The 20,341-nt window shown below is 68.5% G+C and carries 22 protein-coding genes; 13 read left to right on the forward strand and 9 right to left on the reverse strand.

Annotation, left to right across the window (positions count from 1 at the left end):
- Positions 1-35: 35 nt before the first annotated feature.
- Positions 36-695 carry a nicotinate-nucleotide adenylyltransferase gene (gene nadD, locus ACSX1D_RS18085; RefSeq protein ID WP_439859824.1) on the reverse strand — a complete coding sequence of 220 codons (660 nt, stop codon included), beginning with the start codon at positions 693-695 and terminating at the stop codon, positions 36-38.
- On the reverse strand, positions 688-1,956 hold the full coding sequence (locus ACSX1D_RS18090) for a glutamate-5-semialdehyde dehydrogenase (protein WP_439859825.1): 1,269 nt from the start codon (positions 1,954-1,956) through the stop codon (positions 688-690). The genes nadD and ACSX1D_RS18090 overlap by 8 nt, the downstream gene beginning before the upstream one ends.
- Positions 1,957-2,341: 385 nt before the next feature.
- Here ACSX1D_RS18090 and ACSX1D_RS18095 point away from each other — a divergent pair, with 385 nt between their 5' ends.
- From ACSX1D_RS18095 to ACSX1D_RS18105, 3 genes are all read left to right on the forward strand, one after another.
- Complete coding sequence (locus ACSX1D_RS18095) at positions 2,342-2,614, forward strand: hypothetical protein (RefSeq protein ID WP_439859826.1); 273 nt, start codon at positions 2,342-2,344, stop codon at positions 2,612-2,614.
- Positions 2,615-2,729: 115 nt separating this feature from the next.
- On the forward strand, positions 2,730-3,446 hold the full coding sequence (locus ACSX1D_RS18100; protein ID WP_439859827.1) for a DNA-3-methyladenine glycosylase: 717 nt from the start codon (positions 2,730-2,732) through the stop codon (positions 3,444-3,446).
- On the forward strand, positions 3,443-4,759 hold the full coding sequence (locus ACSX1D_RS18105; RefSeq protein WP_439859828.1) for a bifunctional DedA family/phosphatase PAP2 family protein: 1,317 nt from the start codon (positions 3,443-3,445) through the stop codon (positions 4,757-4,759). The genes ACSX1D_RS18100 and ACSX1D_RS18105 overlap by 4 nt, the downstream gene beginning before the upstream one ends.
- Before the next feature lie 16 nt (positions 4,760-4,775).
- Here ACSX1D_RS18105 and ACSX1D_RS18110 read toward each other — a convergent pair whose 3' ends face one another.
- Genes ACSX1D_RS18110 through ACSX1D_RS18120 form a run of 3 tightly spaced genes read right to left on the reverse strand, consistent with a single transcriptional unit; the run spans position 4,776 to position 6,451 of the window.
- Positions 4,776-5,366 (reverse strand): LON peptidase substrate-binding domain-containing protein, encoded by a 591-nt coding sequence (locus ACSX1D_RS18110; RefSeq protein WP_439859829.1) that lies wholly within the window; start codon positions 5,364-5,366, stop codon positions 4,776-4,778.
- A gap of 9 nt (positions 5,367-5,375) precedes the next feature.
- Positions 5,376-6,092 carry an LrgB family protein gene (locus ACSX1D_RS18115; protein ID WP_439859830.1) on the reverse strand — a complete coding sequence of 239 codons (717 nt, stop codon included), beginning with the start codon at positions 6,090-6,092 and terminating at the stop codon, positions 5,376-5,378.
- The gene (locus ACSX1D_RS18120) at positions 6,089-6,451 is read right to left on the reverse strand and encodes a CidA/LrgA family protein (protein WP_439859831.1); all 363 of its coding nucleotides are present in this window, start codon (positions 6,449-6,451) and stop codon (positions 6,089-6,091) included. Before ACSX1D_RS18120 ends, ACSX1D_RS18115 begins: the two co-directional genes overlap by 4 nt.
- 242 nt (positions 6,452-6,693) lie before the next feature.
- On the opposite strand from ACSX1D_RS18120, the gene ACSX1D_RS18125 reads away from it, so the two are divergent.
- The 7 genes from ACSX1D_RS18125 (at position 6,694) to ACSX1D_RS18155 (ending at position 13,878) form a co-directional block, all read left to right on the forward strand.
- Positions 6,694-7,149: a MaoC family dehydratase gene (locus ACSX1D_RS18125; RefSeq protein ID WP_439859832.1), complete on the forward strand. Its 456-nt coding sequence runs from the start codon at positions 6,694-6,696 to the stop codon at positions 7,147-7,149.
- A 129-nt stretch (positions 7,150-7,278) separates the two neighbouring features.
- The gene (locus ACSX1D_RS18130; RefSeq protein WP_439859833.1) at positions 7,279-9,006 is read left to right on the forward strand and encodes a C13 family peptidase; all 1,728 of its coding nucleotides are present in this window, start codon (positions 7,279-7,281) and stop codon (positions 9,004-9,006) included.
- Between the two features lie 32 nt (positions 9,007-9,038).
- Positions 9,039-9,680, forward strand: coding sequence for an oxidoreductase (locus ACSX1D_RS18135; RefSeq protein WP_439859834.1), 642 nt, complete (start codon positions 9,039-9,041; stop codon positions 9,678-9,680).
- Between the two features lie 30 nt (positions 9,681-9,710).
- A complete protein-coding gene (locus tag ACSX1D_RS18140) occupies positions 9,711-10,064 on the forward strand; it encodes a DUF5629 family protein (RefSeq protein ID WP_439859835.1) in 354 nt (117 codons plus the stop codon).
- A gap of 17 nt (positions 10,065-10,081) precedes the next feature.
- Positions 10,082-10,693 (forward strand): class I SAM-dependent methyltransferase, encoded by a 612-nt coding sequence (locus ACSX1D_RS18145; protein ID WP_439859836.1) that lies wholly within the window; start codon positions 10,082-10,084, stop codon positions 10,691-10,693.
- Positions 10,694-10,786: 93 nt separating this feature from the next.
- Positions 10,787-13,405: an EAL domain-containing protein gene (locus ACSX1D_RS18150; protein ID WP_439859837.1), complete on the forward strand. Its 2,619-nt coding sequence runs from the start codon at positions 10,787-10,789 to the stop codon at positions 13,403-13,405.
- 101 nt (positions 13,406-13,506) lie between these two features.
- Positions 13,507-13,878 carry a thiol-disulfide oxidoreductase DCC family protein gene (locus ACSX1D_RS18155; protein WP_439859838.1) on the forward strand — a complete coding sequence of 124 codons (372 nt, stop codon included), beginning with the start codon at positions 13,507-13,509 and terminating at the stop codon, positions 13,876-13,878.
- 6 nt (positions 13,879-13,884) lie between these two features.
- On the opposite strand, the gene ACSX1D_RS18160 is transcribed toward ACSX1D_RS18155, so the two are convergent.
- Genes ACSX1D_RS18160 through mpl form a run of 3 tightly spaced genes read right to left on the reverse strand, consistent with a single transcriptional unit; the run spans position 13,885 to position 16,166 of the window.
- Complete coding sequence (locus ACSX1D_RS18160; RefSeq protein ID WP_439859839.1) at positions 13,885-14,187, reverse strand: YceK/YidQ family lipoprotein; 303 nt, start codon at positions 14,185-14,187, stop codon at positions 13,885-13,887.
- The gene (ubiX, locus tag ACSX1D_RS18165; RefSeq protein ID WP_439859840.1) at positions 14,180-14,812 is read right to left on the reverse strand and encodes a flavin prenyltransferase UbiX; all 633 of its coding nucleotides are present in this window, start codon (positions 14,810-14,812) and stop codon (positions 14,180-14,182) included. The genes ACSX1D_RS18160 and ubiX overlap by 8 nt, the downstream gene beginning before the upstream one ends.
- Position 14,813: 1 nt before the next feature.
- Complete coding sequence (mpl, locus tag ACSX1D_RS18170) at positions 14,814-16,166, reverse strand: UDP-N-acetylmuramate:L-alanyl-gamma-D-glutamyl-meso-diaminopimelate ligase (protein WP_439859841.1); 1,353 nt, start codon at positions 16,164-16,166, stop codon at positions 14,814-14,816.
- A 354-nt stretch (positions 16,167-16,520) separates the two neighbouring features.
- On the opposite strand from mpl, the gene ACSX1D_RS18175 reads away from it, so the two are divergent.
- Complete coding sequence (locus tag ACSX1D_RS18175; protein WP_439859842.1) at positions 16,521-16,976, forward strand: GNAT family N-acetyltransferase; 456 nt, start codon at positions 16,521-16,523, stop codon at positions 16,974-16,976.
- A gap of 63 nt (positions 16,977-17,039) precedes the next feature.
- On the opposite strand, the gene ACSX1D_RS18180 is transcribed toward ACSX1D_RS18175, so the two are convergent.
- On the reverse strand, positions 17,040-18,632 hold the full coding sequence (locus ACSX1D_RS18180) for a protein kinase (RefSeq protein ID WP_439859843.1): 1,593 nt from the start codon (positions 18,630-18,632) through the stop codon (positions 17,040-17,042).
- 124 nt (positions 18,633-18,756) lie between these two features.
- Between ACSX1D_RS18180 and ACSX1D_RS18185 the strand changes: the two genes are divergently transcribed.
- Together ACSX1D_RS18185 and ppa are read left to right on the forward strand one after the other, a co-directional pair.
- Entirely contained in the window at positions 18,757-19,596 is an 840-nt protein-coding gene (locus tag ACSX1D_RS18185) for a zinc-dependent peptidase (RefSeq protein ID WP_439859844.1), read from the forward strand.
- A 77-nt stretch (positions 19,597-19,673) separates the two neighbouring features.
- Positions 19,674-20,201: an inorganic diphosphatase gene (ppa, locus tag ACSX1D_RS18190; RefSeq protein ID WP_439859845.1), complete on the forward strand. Its 528-nt coding sequence runs from the start codon at positions 19,674-19,676 to the stop codon at positions 20,199-20,201.
- Positions 20,202-20,341 lie beyond the last annotated feature (140 nt).

A 20,341-nucleotide genomic window follows, 5' to 3' on the forward strand; every position in this document is an offset into this window, starting at 1 on the left:
CTTGATTCTTCATAGGTAACTCATTTGCCTCGTGTTCAGTTCGCTGCACGGTACAGCCCGTGCGCGTGGATATAGGTCAGTACCGGGTCGGGCACCAGGTAACGCACCGACTTGCCGCTCTCCAGCAACCCGCGGATCTGCGTGGCCGACACCGCCAGGGGCGTCTGCCAGACAAAGGAAATCTGCCCGCCCGGCCCATTCAGGGCCAACGGGTCGTTGATGCTGCGCGCCGCGATCAGGTTGCGCAGCGCCTCCGACGGCTCGCTGTCGGCATCCGGGCGCTGCAGCACCAGGATGTGGCAGTGCTCCAGCAACTCATCCCAGCGATGCCAGCTCGGCAGGCCGCAGAAGGCGTCCCAGCCCAGCAGCAGAAACAGCTGATCGTCGGCCGCCAGCTCGGCACGCAGCGACTCCAGGGTGTCGATGCTGTACGACGGCTTGTCGCGCCCCAGCTCGCGATCATCGACGCACAGCGGCGCCAGCCCCGCCACCGCCAGCTGCACCATGGCCAGGCGATCCTGGGCCGACACCTGCGGCGTGCCGCGGTGCGGCGGCCGGGCGCTGGGCACCAGGCGCAACTCGTCGAGGGCCATGAACTCGGCCACTTCCAGGGCACTGCGCAGGTGACCGATATGCACCGGGTCGAAGGTGCCTCCGAAGATCCCAATGCGTCGGGCGTCGCTGCGCTTAGGCATTCTGTCCGCGCAGCTGACCGTCGCCGATCACCACATATTTCTCGCAGGTCAGGCCTTCCAGACCGACCGGGCCGCGGGCGTGCAGCTTGTCGGTGGAGATGCCGATTTCCGCGCCCAGGCCGTACTCGAAGCCGTCGGCGAAGCAGGTCGGGGTGTTGAGCATCACCGAGCTGGAGTCGACCTCGGCGAGGAAGCGCCGGGCATGGCCCTGGTGCTCGGTGACGATGCTGTCGGTATGGTGCGAGCCGTAGCGATTGATGTGCTCGATGGCCTGTTCGAGGCCGTCGACCACGCGGATCGACAGGATCGCCGCCAGGTATTCGGTGCTCCAGTCTTCTTCCGTGGCCGGCTTGGCCTCGATCAGCGCACGGCTGCGCTCGCAGCCGCGCAACTCGACGCCCTTCTCGGCGAACATCTGCGCCATGCCCGGCAGGAAGGCCGCGGCGACCGCCTGGTCGACCAGCAGGGTTTCCATGGCGCCGCAGATGCCGTAGCGGTAGGTCTTGGCGTTGAAGGCAACCTGCCGGGCCTTGTCCAGATCGGCCAGGGCATCGACATATACATGGCAGATGCCGTCCAGGTGCTTGATCACCGGCACCCGGGCGTCGCGACTGATGCGCTCGATCAGCCCCTTGCCGCCGCGCGGCACTATCACGTCGACGAACTCGGGCATGGCGATCAGCGCACCCACCGCGGCGCGGTCGGTGGTTTCCACCACCTGCACCACGGCGGCCGGCAGACCGGCCGCGGCCAGGCCACGCTGGATGCAGGCGGCGATCGCCCGATTGGAATGGATCGCCTCGGAGCCGCCGCGCAGGATGGTGGCGTTGCCGGATTTCAGGCACAGGCTGGCGGCGTCGATGGTCACGTTGGGCCGCGACTCGTAGATGATGCCGATCACGCCCAGGGGCACTCGCATCTTGCCGACCTGGATACCCGACGGGCGGTAGCTCATGTCGCGAATCGCGCCGACCGGATCGGCCAGGCCGGCGATCTGCCGCAGGCCCTCGATCATCCCGTCGATGCGCGCCGGGGTCAGCGCCAGGCGATCCAGCAGCGCCGCATCCAGGCCATTGGCGCGACCGGCGGCGAGGTCTTGGTCGTTGGCCTCGGCCAGCTCGCCGCGCGCGGCGTCCAGCGCCTCGGCGGCGGCCAACAGGGCACGATTCTTCTGCGCGGTACTGGCACTGGCGACGACCCGCGAGGCTTCGCGGGCCGCACGGCCCAGACGGGTCATATAGTCGAGCACGGACTCTGTCATGGTCTCGGGGGCCTGGCACTGGGAAAAGCCGCTGATTATAGCCGCGCCGCGCACCCACGCACAGCGGCGCCGGGCAGATAGCAGACGGAGCGTCCCGCGCGGCAATGCCTTAAGCGCCTAAACGGGCCACAAGCGCCGCCCCAGGCAAGCCCGCACCGCACATTCCCACACCCGCAGCGACCGGCCCGGACGAGTAGAACTTGAGAGCCTGCAAGGCAGGCGTGATAGCATCGCGCCATACACGCGCACAGCCTGACCGCGAATGGAACTCGCCGATGTCACAGAAACTCGTCATGATTGCCTCGATACTAATGGCCCTCTGCCACTTCGCGGCCTGGTTCGCCGCACCGCCACCGTTCTGACATACCGGCCAAGGAAGACCGACATGACCCGCAAAGCACAGCAACTCACCGAACTGCTCACGCTCACCTCGCGCAGCCTCACCCACATGACGGCCGCCATGACCTCGCTGTCGTTCGACCTGTTGCGCAGCACCGACCCGGGCGTGCGCGGCGCCGCCTCGCGGATGATCGCCAGAATGGAGTCGGTCAGCCGCGGCCTGGACCAGCACCTGAAACTGATCAGCGAGCTGACCGGCGACCCTCAGCCGCAGCGCCCCGACGAGGTGGAAGAGGTGCTGCTGCACTCGGTGACCTAGGGCCCGGTCCGGCGCCCGTAAGGCGTTGTGGCAGTTTTTCGCCGGCGGACGCGCCAGACGGCGAACTTAGTCATTATCATGTCGACCATTTGTGCCGCCCGGACCCGCCGCCGCCATGCCCGACAACCGCTTGCTCGACCTGCCCTGGCCCGGTGCCAAGCCGTTGAGCGACGCCTTCTTCGACCGCGACGCGCAGACCCTGGCCCGCGAACTACTCGGCATGGTGATCCGCCATCGGGTCGCCGGGCTCTGGCTCAGCGCACGCATCATCGAGACCGAGGCCTACTACCGGGCGGAGAAAGGCAGCCATGCCTCGCTCGGCTATACCGAGAAGCGCCGCGCGCTGTTCGCCGACGGCGGTCACATCTACATGTATTACGCCCGCGGCGGCGACTCGCTGAACTTCAGCGCCCAGGGGCCGGGCAATGCCGTGCTGATCAAGTCGGGGCACCCCTGGCTGGACGACCAATCGGGTACCGCCAGCCTGGCACGGATGCAGGCCAATAACCCGGATGCCCGCGGCGAGCCGCGCCCGCCGCAGCGCCTGTGCGCCGGCCAGACTCTATTGTGCCGGGCACTGGCCCTGAAGGTGGCGGACTGGGACGCGCAGCGTTTCGACCTCCAACGCCTGTTCGTCGAGGATGTCGGCGAACGCCCCCCACGGATCGTTCAGACCACCCGCCTGGGCATCCCGGCCGGACGCGACGAGCACCTGCCCTACCGTTTCGTCGATGCCGTCTTCGCCCGCCACTGCACCCGCAATCCACTGCGCCGCGGCCAGGTCGAAGGCCGCGACTACCGGCTGCTCGATAACGCGGGGGCGTGCCGGTGAGTGCCTGGCTCGACAGCTTCAGCGCCTACCTCGCGGCCCATCCGCAATGGCTGGGCCTGGCGGTATTCCTGATCGCCTGCGTCGAGTGCCTGGCGATCGCCGGGATCATCGTGCCCGGCACCGTGCTGCTGTTCGCCGTCGCCGTGCTGGCCGGCAATGGCGCCCTGGGCCTGTGGCAGACCCTGGCGCTGGCCTACGGCGGCGGCCTGCTGGGCGACGCCCTGTCCTATGCCGCGGGCCGCTACTTTCACCAGGACATCCGGCGCCTGCCGGGCTTGCGCCACCACCCGCAGTGGCTGGCCGGCGCGGAAGGCTACTTCCGCCGCTACGGCGTCGCCAGCCTGCTGGTCGGCCGCTTTATCGGGCCGCTGCGACCCATGCTGCCGATGGTCGCCGGCATGTTCAACATGCCGGCCGGGCGCTTCGCCGCGGTCAGCCTGGTTGCGGCGGCGGGCTGGGCGGTGGCCTACCTGCTGCCGGGCTGGGCCACCGGCGCGGCCCTGCGCCTGCCGCTGCCGCCAGGCTTCTGGAACCAGGCGGCGGCGCTCGTCGGCGGCCTGGCGCTGCTGCTGCTGGTCAGCGCCCACTGCAGCCTGCGCAGCTATCGCCGCAGCAGCCTGATCGCCGCCGGCCTGAGCCTGCTGCTGTTGCTCGGCCTGATTCTCGGCTGGCCGCGTCTGAGCCAGCTCGATCAGGGCCTGCTGGCGCTGCTGCAGGAACAACGCAGCAGCAGCCTGGATGAGCTGATGGTGCTGGTCACCCGCCTCGGCGACTTCACCACCCAGCTCGCCGCCGGCCTGCTGCTCGGCCTGCTGTTGTTGCTCGCCCGGCAATGGCGCGCGGCCGCGCTCGCCGGCAGCGCGCTGCTGACCACGGCGCTGCTCAATAGCGCGCTGAAGGACTTGTTTGCCCGCCACCGCCCGGATGTACTGCTGGAGCCGCTGGGCAGTTTCAGCTTTCCCAGCGGCCACAGTTCGGCGGCGTTCGCCTTCTTCCTGCTGCTGGGCATTCTCGCCGGCCGCGGTCAGCCGGCACGCCTGCGCCTGAGCTGGCTGCTGCTGGCCGGCCTGCCAGCGGTGGCGATCGCCCTGTCGCGGGTCTACCTGGGCGTGCATTGGCCGAGCGACATCATCGCCGGCGCCTTGCTGGCAGCGGGGCTGTGCGGCCTCTGCCTGGGTCTGCTGGAGTGGCGCGCGCCTCTGCCGGCGCTGCCGGCGAGGGTCTGGTGGCTGGTTCTGCCCGCCTGCCTGGCGCTACTCGGCAGCATCGCCACCTGGCACCTGTCGGAAGGGCTGTTGCTGTACCGCTACTGATGCGACGCGCGCCGGCTCAGGCGCCCAGCTCGCCCTGCAGCTGGTCGAGCGCCACCTGCAGCAACTGCAGACGCTCCAGCGGCTCGTCGAGCACCAGCAGCTGCAATTTCTGTTCGGCAGACAAGGGCAGCAGGTAGGCCAGCTGGTTGGCCAGGGCCGTCTGCTCGTCGACCGCGCCGCCCATGCCGAGCCCCTCGACCAGCGGGTGCTCGGCCAGGGCACCGAGCAACGCGGCCAGGTCGGCGTGTTCGGCGAGCAGGGGCCGCTCGGGGGCGTCCCGCAGCCACTCCACCTCGCCCAGCGTCAACTGGTCGGGCAGAACCTGGGCGCGCTGCACGCGAAAGCGCCGGCCGCCCTCGACGCGGATGCCCAGCAAGCCATTGGGCCGCTGCTGGAAGTCGCGGATCAGCGCCTCGCAGCCCACCGCGGCGAACTGGCTGGCGGCCTCGCCGACCTCCTCGCCTTCGACGATGCACACCACGCCGAAGCCTTCTTCCTGTTTCATGCAGCGGCTGATCATGTCCAGGTAGCGCGCCTCGAAAATCTGCAGGTCGAGCAGGCAGCCGGGAAACAACACGACGTTCAATGGAAACAGGGGTAGGTTCATCGGGCCTCCTTACAGCAACAGAATAACCGCCAGCGGCAGCAGCACCGCCGTGACCATGCCCATCAGGCTCATGGCCAGCGCGGCGAAGGCGCCGCACTCCTCGCTCAGCTGCATCGCCTGCGCCGTGCCCACGGCATGGGCGGTCATGCCCAGCGCCATGCCCAGCGCCGCGTGGTGGCGCACACCGCCCAGGCGCAGCAGTGCCGGGCCGCAGATCGCGCCGAGCACCCCGGTAATCATCACGAACACCGCGGCCAGGGCGGCGATGCCGCCGATCTGCTCGGCCACCAGCATGGCGATGGGCGAGGTCACCGACTTCGGCGCCATGCTCATCAGCATGATGCGCTCGGCGCCGAACAGCCAGGCCAGGGCGACCCCGAGCACCGTCGCCACCACGCCGGCAATCAGCAGGGTCAGCATGATCGGGCCGAACAACTGGCGGATGCGCCGCAGGTTGAGATAGAGCGGCACGGCCAGGGCCACGGTGGCCGGGCCGAGAAACAGGCTCACCGCCTCGGCACTGGCCCGGTACTCGGCGAAACTCAGCCCACACAGCAGCAGCACGCCGATCACCAGCAGCATCGACACCAGCACCGGCTGCAGGAATACCCAGCGGGTCTTTTCGTAGACCGCCACCGCCAGCTGATAGGCGCCCAGGGTCACCCCGGCGCCGAACAATGGATGATGGGTCACCGCCTGCCAGGCGCCGTACCAATCGGGCGTCATGCGCCCTTCCCACGGCGCGACTGGCGCTCGATCAGCTTCTGCATCAGCCAGCCGGCGAACACCACCGACAGCAGCAACGACAGTACCAGGGCGCCGACCACCGCCCAGAAGTCGGCGGCTATCGCCTCGGCATAGGCCATCACGCCCACGGCCGGCGGCACCAACAACAGCGGCAGGTACTTGAGCAGACTGCTCGCGGCCAACTGGACCGGCTCGCCGACCTCGCCGCGCAGCAGCAGGAAACCGAGCAGCAGGAGCATACCGATGATCGGCCCCGGCAGCATGGGTAACAGCAGGACGTTCAGCGCAGTACCGAGCAGTTGGCACAGCACCAGCCAGGACAGGCCGCGTAACAACATGAAGACTCTCCGAAGCGGGAATCGGCTCACCGTGGAGCGGCGCAGCCGAGACCATCCAACAGGGTCCGGACACCCCCGGGGTGCCCGGTCAGAATCCGGCCATTATAGGCCGCACCTTCTGTATCCCTGCACCCTCGCATTCGCGAACTCGGCGCGCTTGACCCGGCGCCCGCGCCATGATGATCTTGGCACGCGCGTCCCTACTCGGTAGATCAACGCGCTCGTCTTCTCAAGGAGGAAACATGCCGTCAGTACCCGTCGCACAACTCAAAGACTATGTAGGCAAGGAACTCGGACGCTCCGAGTGGTTGACCATCGACCAGGAGCGCGTCAACCAATTCGCTGACTGCACCGGTGACCATCAGTTCATCCACGTCGATCCGGAGAAGGCCAAGCTGACGCCGTTCGGCGGCACCATCGCCCATGGCTTCCTCTCCCTGTCGCTGGTGCCCAAGCTGATGGAAGGCATCATGATCCTGCCCCAGGGCCTGAAGATGGCCGTCAACTACGGCCTCGACAGCGTGCGCTTCATCCAGCCGGTCCGGGTTGGTTCCAGGGTGCGCCTGGCGGTCAGCCTGACCGATGCCAACGAGAAGAACCCCGGCCAGTGGCTACTCAAGGCCCGTGTCGTGCTGGAGATCGAAGGCCAAGAAAAGCCGGCCTACATCGCCGAACCCCTGACCCTCTGCTTCGTCTGAGTCCATGAGCCGGCCGGGGTGCTCGAGCCTGGACTCGGACCCCGGCGTGCACTTTCCCGCACGCCACTGCACCGCGTGCGCCGTACTTTGCGGCATACTGCCGGCAACGCTTAGAACCGGATGCCCGCCATGCGCCCGCTCACCACTCTGGCCCCCTTCAGCCTGGCCCTGCTGCTCGCCGCCTGCGGCGACGGCGAGCCGCTGCTGCCGCCGGATGCCGTCCTGCCCGACGGCGCGCGCTACCGCGGCGAGGTGGTCGACGGCTTGCTGCAGGGCCCCGGCCGCCTCGACTACCGCAACGGCAGCTGGTTCGCCGGCTTCTTCAAGGATGGCCAGATGCACGGCGCCGGTGAATGGCAGGGCGCCAACGGCGAGCATTACCTCGGCGACTTCCACTTCGGCGCCTTCCACGGCCAGGGCAGCCTGCACCAGGGCGACGGCAGCCACTATCAGGGCGGCTTCGTCGACGGCCGCTTCGCCGGCGAAGGCACCCTCAAGCTTGCCGGCCAGGTCTATCGCGGCGAGTTCAAGCGCGGCCTGTTCGACGGCCAGGGCCGTCTCGAATGGGCCGACGGCAGCAGCTACCAGGGCCAGTTCCGCAAGGGCCAGCCACACGGCCAAGGGCTGCGCAACGACGCCTACGGCAACCGCTACAGCGGCGAATTCGTCAACGGACAACTGCATGGCCAGGGCAGTTTCGACGGCGCCGACGGTGATCACTACAGCGGCGCCTTTCGCAACGCCCAGTTCCATGGCAAGGGCCGCTACCAGGGCGCCGGCGGCGACGTCTGGAGCGGGCGCTTCAACGATGGCGCCCTGACCGGTGCCGGCCAGTTCCAGGGCGTCGACGGCAGCCATTTCCAGGGCCAGTTCCGCAACTGGACCTACCATGGCCAGGGTCGCCTGCGCCTGGCCGACGGCAGCACTTACGAGGGCCAGTTCAGCCGCGGCGAGCAGGCCGGCGCCGGCACCCTGACCCTCGCCGATGGCACGGCGCAGAGCGGCACCTGGCAGCAAGGCCGACGGGGCCGCGACGCCGAGGGCCGGTTGTTGCCCGACCCGCTGGAGCTGGGCCTGCTGGAGCAGGGCCGCCTGCTCGCCGAAGCCATCGCCGCCCTGCCGCCGTCCACCCCGCAGATCGAGCTCTATGCCCTGACGGTGGCCGGCGATGGCAAGCAGAGCGTGTTCCTGCGCGAGGCCGACTACGTCGCCCGCCTGCTCGGCGAGCGCTTCGCCGCCCGCGGCAGCCTGACCCTGGCCAATCATCGCGACCACCTCGCCGACCGCCCGCTGGCCACCCGCGAGAGCCTGCGCCGAGCCGTGCAGGCCCTGGCCGAACGCAGCGGCGCGGAAGACCTGGTGTTCATCTACTTGACCAGCCACGGCTCGCGCCAGCATGAGCTGAACCTCGACCAGCCGCGCCTGCAACTGGCCGACCTGCCCGCCGACGAGCTGGCCGCCGTGCTGCAACCGCTGCGCGAGCGGCACAAGGTGCTGGTGATCTCGGCCTGCTACTCCGGCGGCTTCATCCCCAAGCTGCAGGACGACAAGACCCTGGTGATGACCGCCGCCCGCGCCGACCGGGTGTCCTTCGGCTGCTCGGAGGAAAATGACTTCACCTACTTTGGCCGGGCGCTGTTCGCCGAAGCCCTGCAACAGACCGATGACCTGCAGCAGGCCTTCGAACTGACCAAGGCCCATGTCGCCGAGCGCGAAGAGGCCGACGGTTTCGAACCCTCCGAGCCGCAGATCTGGGCGCCCAAGGCGGTACTCGCACGCTGGCGCGCGCTCCGCCAGCAGCAGGCCAGCCAGGCCCTGAGCGCCGCCCCCACCGACAAACCGACGAGCAGCCACTAAGCTGAGCGATAACCAGCGGAGATCCGACCTCTATGTATTTGACGCCCCAGCGCATCCTCCTCGCCGGCGCCACCGGACTGACCGGCGAGCACCTGCTCGACCGCCTGCTCAGCGAGCCCACGGTGGCACGCGTGGTGGCGCCGAGCCGGCGACCGCTGGCCGCGCACGCCCATCTGGAAAACCCGGTCGGTGAATTGCTCGAGCTGCTGCCGCAGCTCGACGGAGCAATCGACACGGCATTCTGTTGCCTGGGCAGCACCATCAAGCAGGCCGGCTCGCAGGAGGCGTTTCGTGCCGTCGACCATGACCTGGTGCTGGCCTTCGCCCGGCGTGCCCGCGAACTCGGCGCCCGCCACCTGCTGGTGGTCAGCGCCCTGGGCGCCAACCCGCAGTCGTCGGTGTTCTACAACCGGGTCAAGGGCGAGACGGAACAGGCCCTGCAGGCCCAGGACTGGCCGCAGCTGACCCTGGTGCGGCCCTCGCTGCTGCTCGGCCCGCGCCGCGAATTCCGCCTCGGCGAACGCCTGGCCGCACCGCTGCTGCGCTGGCTGCCGGGCAAGTACGGCGGCATCGAGGCCACGGTACTGGCCCGCGCCCTCTGGCGCTTAGCCCTGGAAGAGGGTGAAGGCGTCCGCGTGATCGAATCCGACCGCCTGCGCCGCCTCGGTCGCTAGCCCCCCTCCCGAATCGAAGACGAGCCCGATATGAGTACGCCCCACAACAGCCTGATCGATGCCCTGCAAGCCGCCGACATGCTCGAGATCGACGGCCTTTACGCCTGGCAGTTCAGCCTCGACAACGAACTGCTGGCCCAGGTCAGCGCCGGCTCGGCCGACGCCGACAGCCAGCGCAAGCCCCTGCTCAAGGCCGAAGGCGTGGACGGCCGCACCCGCCGCCACTGGCAGTTCTCCCTGGGCGCGCTGACGGCGGCCCGCTTCGATGCCGAGCACGACAGCTGGAGCCTGACCGAGGGCGAGGAACGCCACCGACTCAAGTGCCTGGCCGCCATCAGCGCCGACAACGAGCACGACGAGGACGAACCCGCCGACGACGCCTGATCAATGCGAGCGCCGCCATGCAACTCTATGAGCGCTATATCCTGCCGCACCTGATCGACTTCGCCTGCGGCCTCGGCGAAGTCATGCAGACCCGCGCGCAGATCGTTCCCCAGGCCCAGGGCCGGGTGCTGGAGATCGGCATCGGCAGCGGTCTCAACCTGGCCTACTACGATGCCGCCAGGGTCAGTGCCATCGTCGGCGTCGACCCCAACGCCGCCATGCAGAAACTGGCCCGCGAGCGTGCCGCGCGGATCGCCATCCCGGTGGAGATGATCGCCCTGGAGCTGGGCCAGATCCGGGCCGCGGACGCCAGCTTCGACAGCATCGTCTGTACCTTCACCCTGTGCACCATCGCCGACGCCGTGGCCGCGCTGCGAGAGATGCGCCGGGTACTCAAACCCGGCGGCCGCCTGCTGTTCTGCGAGCACGGCCTGGCGCCGGACGCCGGCGTGGTGCGCTGGCAGCATCGCCTGACGCCCTACTGGAAGCCCCTGGCCGGCGGCTGCCACCTGAACCGCGATATCCCGGCACTGCTCGTCGCCGGCGGCTTCCACCTCGGCTCGCTGCAGGCGCGCTACCTCAAGGGTCCCAGGCCGATGACCTATGTCTACTGCGGCTGGGCACAGTAGACCGCACAGCCATGGCCACTTGACATCACTGTTATTTCGATCGTTTCATGCGATAAAGTCCCCCCTGCCGGGCAACTTGCAAAGAGGCGGTCGATGTTGTCCTTCCGCGCCACGCGCCACCTCGTCATCGCGAGTGCGCTGCCCCTGCTGCTGGCCCTGGGCAGCGCGCTGAGCGCACAACCGCGCGAGGTTCGGGTCGGGGTCTACAGCAACCCGCCGAAGATCGCGCTGAGCCAGGACGGCCAGCCCTCCGGCATCCTGGGCGAGCTGCTGGTGGAACTGGCCCGCCAGCAGGACTGGCGCCTGCACGTCGTGCCCTGTGACTGGCAAACCTGCCTGAGCCTGGTGCAGCGCGGCGAGATCGACCTGCTGCCCGACGTGGCCTACAGCGAGGAGCGGGCCAAGCGGCTCGACTTCCATCGCAAGCCCGCGCTGTACAGCTGGTCGCAGCTGTACAGCCGCAAGAAGCTCGAACTCCTGTCGCCCGCGGACCTCAAGCAGCAGCGCATCGCGGTACTCGACGGCTCGATCCAGCACGATTACCTCCTGGCCTTCCTCCCCAGCGCCGACCTGCAGGCGACCCTGCTACCGGTCGCCGAGCTGGCGCAGGGCTTCGCCCTGGTGAGCAGCGGCCTGGCCGACGCGGCGGTCGCCAACAAGCAGTTCGGCGACCAGTACGCCGAGGAGTACGGCCTGCTCGGCACGCCGCTCATGTTTCCACCGCTGCGCATGTTCTACGCCACCCGCAAGGGCGACAACCAGGACCTGCTGGGCGCCATCGACGAGCGACTGTTGGCCTGGGAGCAGGAGCCCGACTCGTTCTACACCCAGACGCTGAAACGCTGGGGCGAGAAGAGCCGGCCCGCGCGCCTACCGCCCTACGTCTGGTGGGGGCTGGCGGGCCTGGCCGCCCTGCTGCTGGCGACCGTCGGCGGCGTGCTGCTGCTGCGCCGCCAGGTCGCGGAAAAGACCTGGCACCTGCGCGCCAGCGAAGCACGCCTGAATACCATCCTCGACAGTGTCGAGGCCTATATCTATATCAAGGACCAGCAGCTGCGCTATCAGTACGCCAACCGCAAGGTCTGCGAGCTGTTCGGCAGGCCCCTGGAGGACGTGGTCGGCCATACCGACGACGAGTTCTTCGACGCGGCCACCGCCAGCAACCTGCACAACAACGACCGGCGCGTGCTGCAGCTGGGCGAGCGGGTCGAGAAGGAGGAAACCAATCACAACCTTAACGACGGCAGCGAGCATACCTACCTCTCCGTGAAGCTGCCCCTGCGCCATCCGGACGGCCGCATCTACGCCCTGTGTGGTATTTCCACCGACATCAGCGAACACAAGAAGAACCGCGACGAGATCCACCGCCTGGCCTTCTATGACCCGCTCACCGGCCTGGCGAACCGGCGCCTGCTGCTCGATCGCCTGCAGCACGCCCTCACCCGCCGTTCACGCCGGCGCCAGGAAGGCGGGCTGCTGTTCATCGACCTGGATGACTTCAAGGACCTCAACGACACCTTCGGCCACGCCGTCGGCGACCAGCTTCTCCAGCTGGTCGGCCAACGCCTGGTCAATCAGGCGCGCATCGAGGATACCGTCGCGCGCCTGGGCGGCGACGAGTTCGTGGTGATGCTCGAAGACCTGAGCAGCCGCCCGGACGAGGCGCTGGCGCAGATCGAGAGCGTGGCCAGCAAGATTCTTCAGGCGCTCGGCGAACCCTACGCCCTGCAGGGGCGCCAGCACATCTGCACTGCCAGCATCGGTATTGCCCTGTTCTCCGAATCGCGCAGCACGGTGGAAGACCTGCTCAAGCGTGCCGACCTGGCCATGTACGAGGCCAAGTCCGCGGGGCGCAACACCCTCAGGTTCTTCAACCCGGAGATGCAGGCGCGGATCAGGGCGCGCACCTCCCTGGAAAGCGAGCTACGCCAAGGCATCCAGCAGAACGATTTCATCCTGCACTACCAACCCCAGGTGGACCAGGCCGGCAACCTGTTGGGCGCCGAGGTGCTGGTGCGCTGGCAGCACCCTACTCGCGGTCTGGTGCCTCCGGCGCAGTTCATCCCGGCGGCGGAGAAATGCGGCCTGATCCTGCCGCTGGGCCAGTGGGTCCTGCTCAGCGCCTGCCGTCAGCTGGCCGCCTGGGCCGACGACCCCGAGTTGGCGCAGCTGAGCCTGGCGGTCAACGTCAGCGCCCGTCAGTTTCACCACCCGGATTTTGTCAGCGAGGTGCTGAGCGCGCTGGAGCAAACCGGCGCCAACCCACTGCGCTTGGAACTCGAGCTGACCGAGAGCCTGCTGGTCGAAGACGTCGAGGCCATGATCGTCACGATGGGGCAGCTGCAGGACAGGGGCATAAGCTTCTCCCTGGACGACTTCGGCACCGGCTATTCCTCCCTCAGCCAGCTCAACCGCCTGCCGCTGAATCAATTGAAGATCGACCGCGCCTTCGTCCATGACCTGCTCCTGTCGGCCAACAACACGGTCATCGTGCGCACCATCATCGCCCTGGCCGAAAGCCTGGAACTGGCGGTGATCGCCGAAGGGGTGGAGACCGTGGAGCAACGCGACGCCCTCCTGCAACTCGGTTGCCACAGATTCCAGGGCTATCTGTACGGCGCGCCACGACCGGTGGAGCAGCTGCTGCTCGGCCCCACGGAGGCGCACCTCGACGGCACCCCGCCCCTCAGCCCGGATGCGGTCGGGTCCTGAGCCTGGCGAACGGCACGGTTTGCTGCCGAATGGCGGGTTGGCGGATCAGCGGGCCCATGCCAGGCTGAATCACAGGACCACCCAAAAAACTGGCCAGCAAGATGAGCAAGCTCAGGGTCTACTACAACAGCGCCTGCCCGGTCTGCCGGGCCGGCATCGACAACCAGCGCGCGCGCATGGCGCGCGGCGCCAGCTGCCCGGTGGAATGGATCGACGTGCACCAGCGCCCCGAGTCGGTGGCGGAACTGGACAGCGACCTGGAGCAGGTGCGCGAGCGGCTCTATCTCAAGGACGAATCCGGGCGCATCGCGATCGGCGTGGACGCCTTCGCCGAGCTCTTCCAGCACACCGCAGGCCAGCGCTGGCTGGGCCGCCTGCTGCGCCTGCCCGGCCTGCAGCCGCTGGCGCGCTGGGGCTACAACCTGTTCGCCCGCGGACTGTACCGCTGGAACCGCTGGCTGAAGCACTGGTGAGCGCGGCTAGAGTCCGCCGCTGACACCCAGGCTCACGCCCAGTTCGACGGCCAGGGAGAAGGGCAGCAACAGTGTGTCCAGCAGCGCGCTGGCCGGCAGGTCGAGCGCCGGATACGCGGGCGCCTCGGCGCCGAAGCGCTCCAGCGGGCAGCAGCCGCCCTCGATCGCGTACCAGTCCAGGCGGGTGCCGGCGTAGATCAGCGGGGCACCGGGCTTGGCCGCATCCAGGGTGCGCACGCTGGCGCAGCCGCCGAGCAGGCTCAGCGCCAGCGGAAGCAGCAGCGCCTTGCCCCAGCCGCGGTCACTCATCGCCGCTGACCTGATGATGCTCGCCCCAGCGCGGCAGCATGTCCTGGGGAATGTCCAGACAGTTGAGGATGCGCGCGACGACGAAATCGATCAGGTCGTCGAGGGTCTGCGGCTGGTGATAGAAGCCCGGCGCCGCCGGCAGAATGGTCGCGCCCAGATTGGACAGTTTGAGCATGTTCTCCAGGTGGATGCTCGACAGCGGCGCCTCGCGCGGCACCAGGATCAGCTGGCGCCGCTCCTTCAGCACCACATCGGCGGCACGCTCGATCAGGTTGTTGCAGGCGCCCGTGGCGATTGCCGAGAGGGTCCCGGTCGAGCAGGGCACCACCACCATCGCAGCCGGCGCCCCGGAACCGGACGCCACCGGCGCCATCCAGTCCTCCTTGCCGTAGACGCGGATCTGTCCCGGTGCGGCGCCGGTGTATTCGCTGAGGAAGGCCTGGATCGCCTGGGGCTTGCCCGGCAGGCTGACGTCGGTCTCGGTGGCCATGACCAGCTGCGCGGCCTTGGAGATCAGGAAGTGCACCTCGCGGTCCTCCTGCACCAGGCAGTCGAGCAGGCGCAGGCCGTACTGGGCGCCCGAGGCGCCGGTCATGGCCAGGGTGACGCGTTCGGGACCCCTCATCCTAGTTCTCCAGTGCCGCGGCCAGCTTGCCGTGCAGACCGCCGAAGCCGCCGTTGCTCATGACCACCACCTGGGTGCCAGGGGCCGCCTCGGCCTTGACCCCATCGATGATCGCCTCCAGCGAGTCGCACACCCGGGTCGGCACAGTGCTCGCGGCCACGGTTGCCGCCAGGTCCCAGCCAAGATTGGCCGGCGCGTACCAGTACACTGCATCGGCCTGCACCACCGAGGCCGGCAGGCCGTCGCGGTGGGCGCCGAGCTTCATCGAGTTGGAGCGCGGCTCGATGATGGCGATCAGCTTGCTGTCGCCGATGCGCTTGCGCAGGCCATCGAGGGTGGTGGCGATCGCCGTGGGGTGGTGGGCGAAGTCGTCATAGATGGTCACGCCACGGACCTCGGCGACCTTCTCCATGCGCCGCTTGGCGTTCTTGAACTGGCACAGGGCGGCGCAGCCCAGCTCCGGCAGCACCCCGACGTGGCGCGCCGCGGCAAGCACCGCCAGGGCATTGGCGACGTTGTGCCGGCCGGTCAGCGGCCAATCGACCGTCCCGGCCGGCTTGCCCTCGAACAGCACCTCGAAGCGCGAGGCGTCCTCGCTGAGCAGGCGCGCCTGCCACTGCCCGCCTTCGCCGGTGGTCTCGACCTTCGTCCAGCAGCCCATCTCGATCACCCGCTCGAGCGCCGGCTCGCGGGTGGGGTGGATGATCAGGCCGTCACCGGGGATGGTCCGTACCAGGTGGTGGAACTGCCGCTCGATAGCCGCCAGGTCGGGGAAGATGTCCGCGTGATCGAACTCCAGGTTGTTGAGGATGGCGGTGCGCGGGCGGTAGTGGACGAACTTGCTGCGCTTGTCGAAGAAGGCGCTGTCGTACTCGTCGGCCTCGACCACGAAGAACGGCGTGCCGCCCAGGCGCGCCGACACGCCGAAGTTCTGCGGCACCCCACCGATCAGGAACCCCGGGCTCATGCCGGCATGCTCCAGCACCCAGGCCAGCATGCTCGAGCTGCTGGTCTTGCCGTGGGTGCCGGCCACCGCCAGCACCCAGCGGCCCTGCAGCACATGGTCGGCCAGCCACTGCGGGCCGCTGACATAGGGCAGGCCCTGGTTCAGCACCTGTTCCACCGCCGGGTTGCCGCGCGACAGGGCATTGCCGATCACCACCAGGTCCGGCGCGGGGTCAAGTTGCGCCGGATCGTAGCCCTGGGTCAGCTCGATGCCCTGGGCCTCGAGCTGGGTGCTCATCGGCGGGTAGACGTTGGCGTCGGAACCTGTGACCCGGTGGCCCAGTTCCTTGGCCAGGACGGCCAGCGACCCCATGAAGGTGCCGCAGATGCCGAGAATATGGATATGCATGAATCCCCCCTGAAACGGGCCCGATCAGACCCGGTAGAAACTCGCCGCAGGTTAGCACAGCGGCTGCTGGCGCGGCCTGCCCTCAGCCGCGCAGCTGAGACCACCGCCGGGCGAGAAAGGTCGCCGCGCACCGCCAGGCAAGCGAAAATCCCTGCAACGGACAGCAACGAACGGCGGTCATGGCGCCGCGAGAGGCGGCCTGCCACCCGGCCGGCGCTTATGGCCGCCTGTTCGGCGGATAAATCAAACGCTTGCTTGGATTGCGCTTTCAAAAAGCCTTAGGCAGCATCGCGACGTTTGCTGGCATCGCACCTGCATTGCCGTATCCGCCCACCCAATAACGTCGAGGCCGCCATGCGCATAGTCCCTGCCACGCTGGAGCATCTGGACCTGCTGACCCCGCTGTTCGTAAAGTACCGCGAGTTCTACGGCGAATTGCCCTACCCGGATTCCTCGCGCAAGTTCCTGGAAACCCGCCTGCGCCGGCAGGAGTCGGTGATCTACCTGGCCCTGGCCGACGATGACGACCGCCTGCTCGGTTTCTGCCAGCTCTACCCGAGCTACTCTTCGCTATCGCTCAAGCGCGTGTGGATTCTCAACGACATCTATGTCGCCGAGGATGCCCGCCGCCAACTGGTCGCCGACCGACTGCTGCAGACCGCCAAGAAAATGGCCAAGGAGACCAACGCGGTGCGCATGCGCGTCGCTACCAGCAGCGACAACCAGGTCGCGCAGAAGGTCTACGAGTCCATCGGCTTCCGCGAAGACAGCCAGTTCAAGAGCTACGTGCTGCCGATCAACGGCGACTGATTCACCTGCGTCAACCTCGCCTATATGTGCCGCAGGGATGCGGCTGCAGGCCCGCGCGCCTGTCTACCCGCCCAGCAGGCTAAGCCACAACCCAAGCCCCAGTTGCAGCACCAGCGCCCCCAGCAAGGCCAGGCGCCAGCCCCGCCTGGGCGTTCTGACCCGCGCTGGATTCGCCTGCTGCAGCGGTTGCTGCAAGGCCTGGCGCAACTCCGACAGGGCCGTGAAGCGCGCCGCCGGCTGCGGCGCCAGGGCCCGGGCCAGCACGCCATCCCAGCCCGTCGGCAGGCCGGCGACGAAGCTCGCCAGGGGCACATAGGCTGTAGCCCGGCCCGCGCCGACACGGGCCATCTCCGGCCAGCGACCGCCCAGCAGCCAATAGACCAGCGCAGCCAAGGCGAATTGATCGGCACGCCCATCGGCCGGCCCCGCACCGCGCAGCTCCGGGGCCAGCGGCACCACGTCCGCCGGCAAACGCTGGCGCGGCACCCCAGGCAACAGCGCCGCCTGCTCCGGCAATAGCAGCACCTGCCCCAGGGCATCGACCAGGATGCTTCGCGGGTCCAGCCACAACCCCTGCATGCCGCGACGCTGCAAGGCCCGCACCGCGGCGATCAGCGGGTCGAGCAGCGCCAGCAGGGCCACCGCGTCCGGGCGACCATGGGCGGCGATCCAGTCCGTCAGGCTGCACAGGCCAGGCGGCGGCGCCTCGAACACGAGGAAGGCATGCCGGCGCGGGCGGCGCGGCGACAGCACCTGCGGCAGGCTGGCCACCGGACTGCGCCGCAGCGCCCATTCGCGCTGCCAGAACGCCTCATCGGCCGCCTGCTCGGCGAGCCACAGCAGGGCCTCGCGCCCCCCTTCCTCGCGGGCACGGAACAGCCGGCCGGGCGGACCGAAGGCACAGGCCTCGAGCAGCGTCCAGCCATCGAGCTGCATGCCGACCGTCACCAGCGGCACCGGCCACTGCTCCCGGGCAGTCGCCGGCGGCAGGCTTGCCGCCGCACCGGCCCGCAGCAGCATGGCCGCCCCGGGCGCACGCAGCCAAGGCGCCAGCTGGGCCGCCAGCTGCTCGCCGGACAGCGTCGCACAATCGTCGCGAAAGCCCTGCAGGTTGCTCACTGCAAGCAGCGGCTGCGGCGCCAGCAACAGTGTCTGGCCCGGCCCCAGCGCCAGACTGTGCTGCACCAGCGCCAGTTCGGCCTGCATGCCCAGCTGCATCCCGTCGCGCCCGGCCAGCCTGTGCAACACGCCATTGTGATAGCGCAGCAGGCCAATGGCCCCGACCTGGAGGAACTGCGCATCGCCTTCTTGCAGCAACAGCAGCCCGGCATTGAGCTGGGGAATCGGCTGGCCGCTGCGCTGCCGGCGAAACAGCTGCTGGTTGAGCGCCGCCAGCACCTGCCGCGCCGCCTGCGCCTCGCTCCAGCCTTGCGGCGTGCAGCGAAAATCGGCGAACAGCGCATCCAGATGGTGCTCCAGGCTCTGCACCACATCGGCGCACTCGCGCGCCCAGAGCAAGGCCACCAGCAGCACCGGTGCGCGCCCCTCGCGCCCGCCCAGCCACATCGCCCGCACCCGCGCCGCCTGGCCCGGCAGGTCGATGCCGTGGCCGTGCAACAGGCTCGCGGCGGGATGATCCAGACGTTCTATCGACATCGCCAGTCCTCCTCGCGGTCGTCACTGCCCGGTACGCTGCAGCCTTTGTGCCGGTTCGCCACGGCTTGCCGACCAGGCGGGCGCCACTTAAGGTGGGCCATTCGCCACCCCGAGCCGATTCTCCATGTGGTCATTCCGCGCCTGGCGCCGCCGACGCATCCTTGCCCGCCATCCGGTCAAACCCGCCCACTGGGACGCCGTCCTGCAACGCCTGCCGATTCTCGACGGCCTGAGCGAGGCGGAAGCCCTGCGCCTGTGCGAGCTCGCCGTGCTGTTCCTGCACGACAAGCGCGTCAGCGCCCTGCCCGGTGTCGAGCTGGACAGAGTCGACCGCCTCGCCCTCGCCGCCCAGGCCGTTCTGCCGCTGCTGCACCTGGAGGAGCTGAACTGGTATCAGGGCTTCCACGAGATCGTGCTGTACCCGGACGACTTCGTCAGCCCGCAGCGCCACCGCGACGCCAGCGGCGTGGTCCATGAGTGGGACGCCGAACACAGCGGCGAGGCCTGGCAGCGCGGCCCGGTGATCCTGGCCTGGCCCGGCGTGCAGGCCAGCGGCGGCTGGGACGCCTACAACCTGGTGATCCACGAACTGGCGCACAAGCTGGACATGCTCGGCGGCGACGCCAACGGCCTGCCGCCACTGCACCGCGACATGCGTATCCAGGACTGGGCCAGTGCCATGCAAGGCGCCTACGACCGGCTCAACGCCCAGCTGGATGCCGACCCGCAGGCCGACACGGCCATCGACCCCTATGCCGCCGAAGACCCGGCGGAGTTCTTCGCGGTAGCCAGCGAGTACTTCTTCAGCGCCCCGGACCTGCTGCACCAGGCCTTCCCGGCCGTCTATGCGCAGCTCGCGCGCTTCTACCGGCAGGACCCGCAGGCGCGCCTGCAGCGCTTGCAGGCCGCGCACCCGGACTACCAAAGCCCCCCAAAAGAGACGCCAGGCGCGACCAATGGCTAAACAGCCCGGCATAGCCAGCGTCGGGGAATGTGCCTATAATCGCGCCACTTTTTTGGCCCATCCCCGGGAGTCGCCCCATGAGCTACAGCAAGATTCCAGCTGGTAAAGACCTGCCGAACGACATCTACGTCGCCATCGAGATCCCGGCCAACCACGCGCCGATCAAATACGAGATCGACCACGAGACCGACTGCCTGATGGTCGACCGTTTCATGGCCACGCCGATGTTCTACCCGGCCAACTACGGTTTCATCCCCCACACCCTGGCCGACGACGGTGACCCGCTCGACGTGCTGGTGGTCACCCCCTACCCGGTGGCCCCGGGTTCGGTGATCCGCGCGCGCCCCGTCGGCGTACTGCACATGAGCGACGAAGCCGGCGGCGACGCCAAGCTGGTCGCCGTACCCCACGACAAGCTGACCGTACTGTACAAGGACGTTCAGGAATACACCGACCTGCCGGCCCTGCTGATCGAGCAGATCAAGCACTTCTTCGAGAACTACAAGGATCTGGAGAAGGGCAAGTGGGTCAAGGTCGAAGGCTGGGGCGGCGCCGAAGAGGCCCGCGGCCTGATCAACAAGGCGGTCGCGGCTTACCAAAAATAAGCCCTGACTCCCCCCTAAAAGCCGGCCACAAGCCGGCTTTTTTATTGCGCCAGGTCTTGCCCCGAGCACCTGATTCGCCCCTGCTACATCCCTCCCCTTCCGACAAGGCCAGGCGAAATCGCGCCGGCTCGAAGCCAGTT

The sequence above is a fragment of the Pseudomonas sp. MBLB4136 genome (assembly GCF_051904765.1).
Lineage (GTDB): Bacteria > Pseudomonadota > Gammaproteobacteria > Pseudomonadales > Pseudomonadaceae > Aquipseudomonas.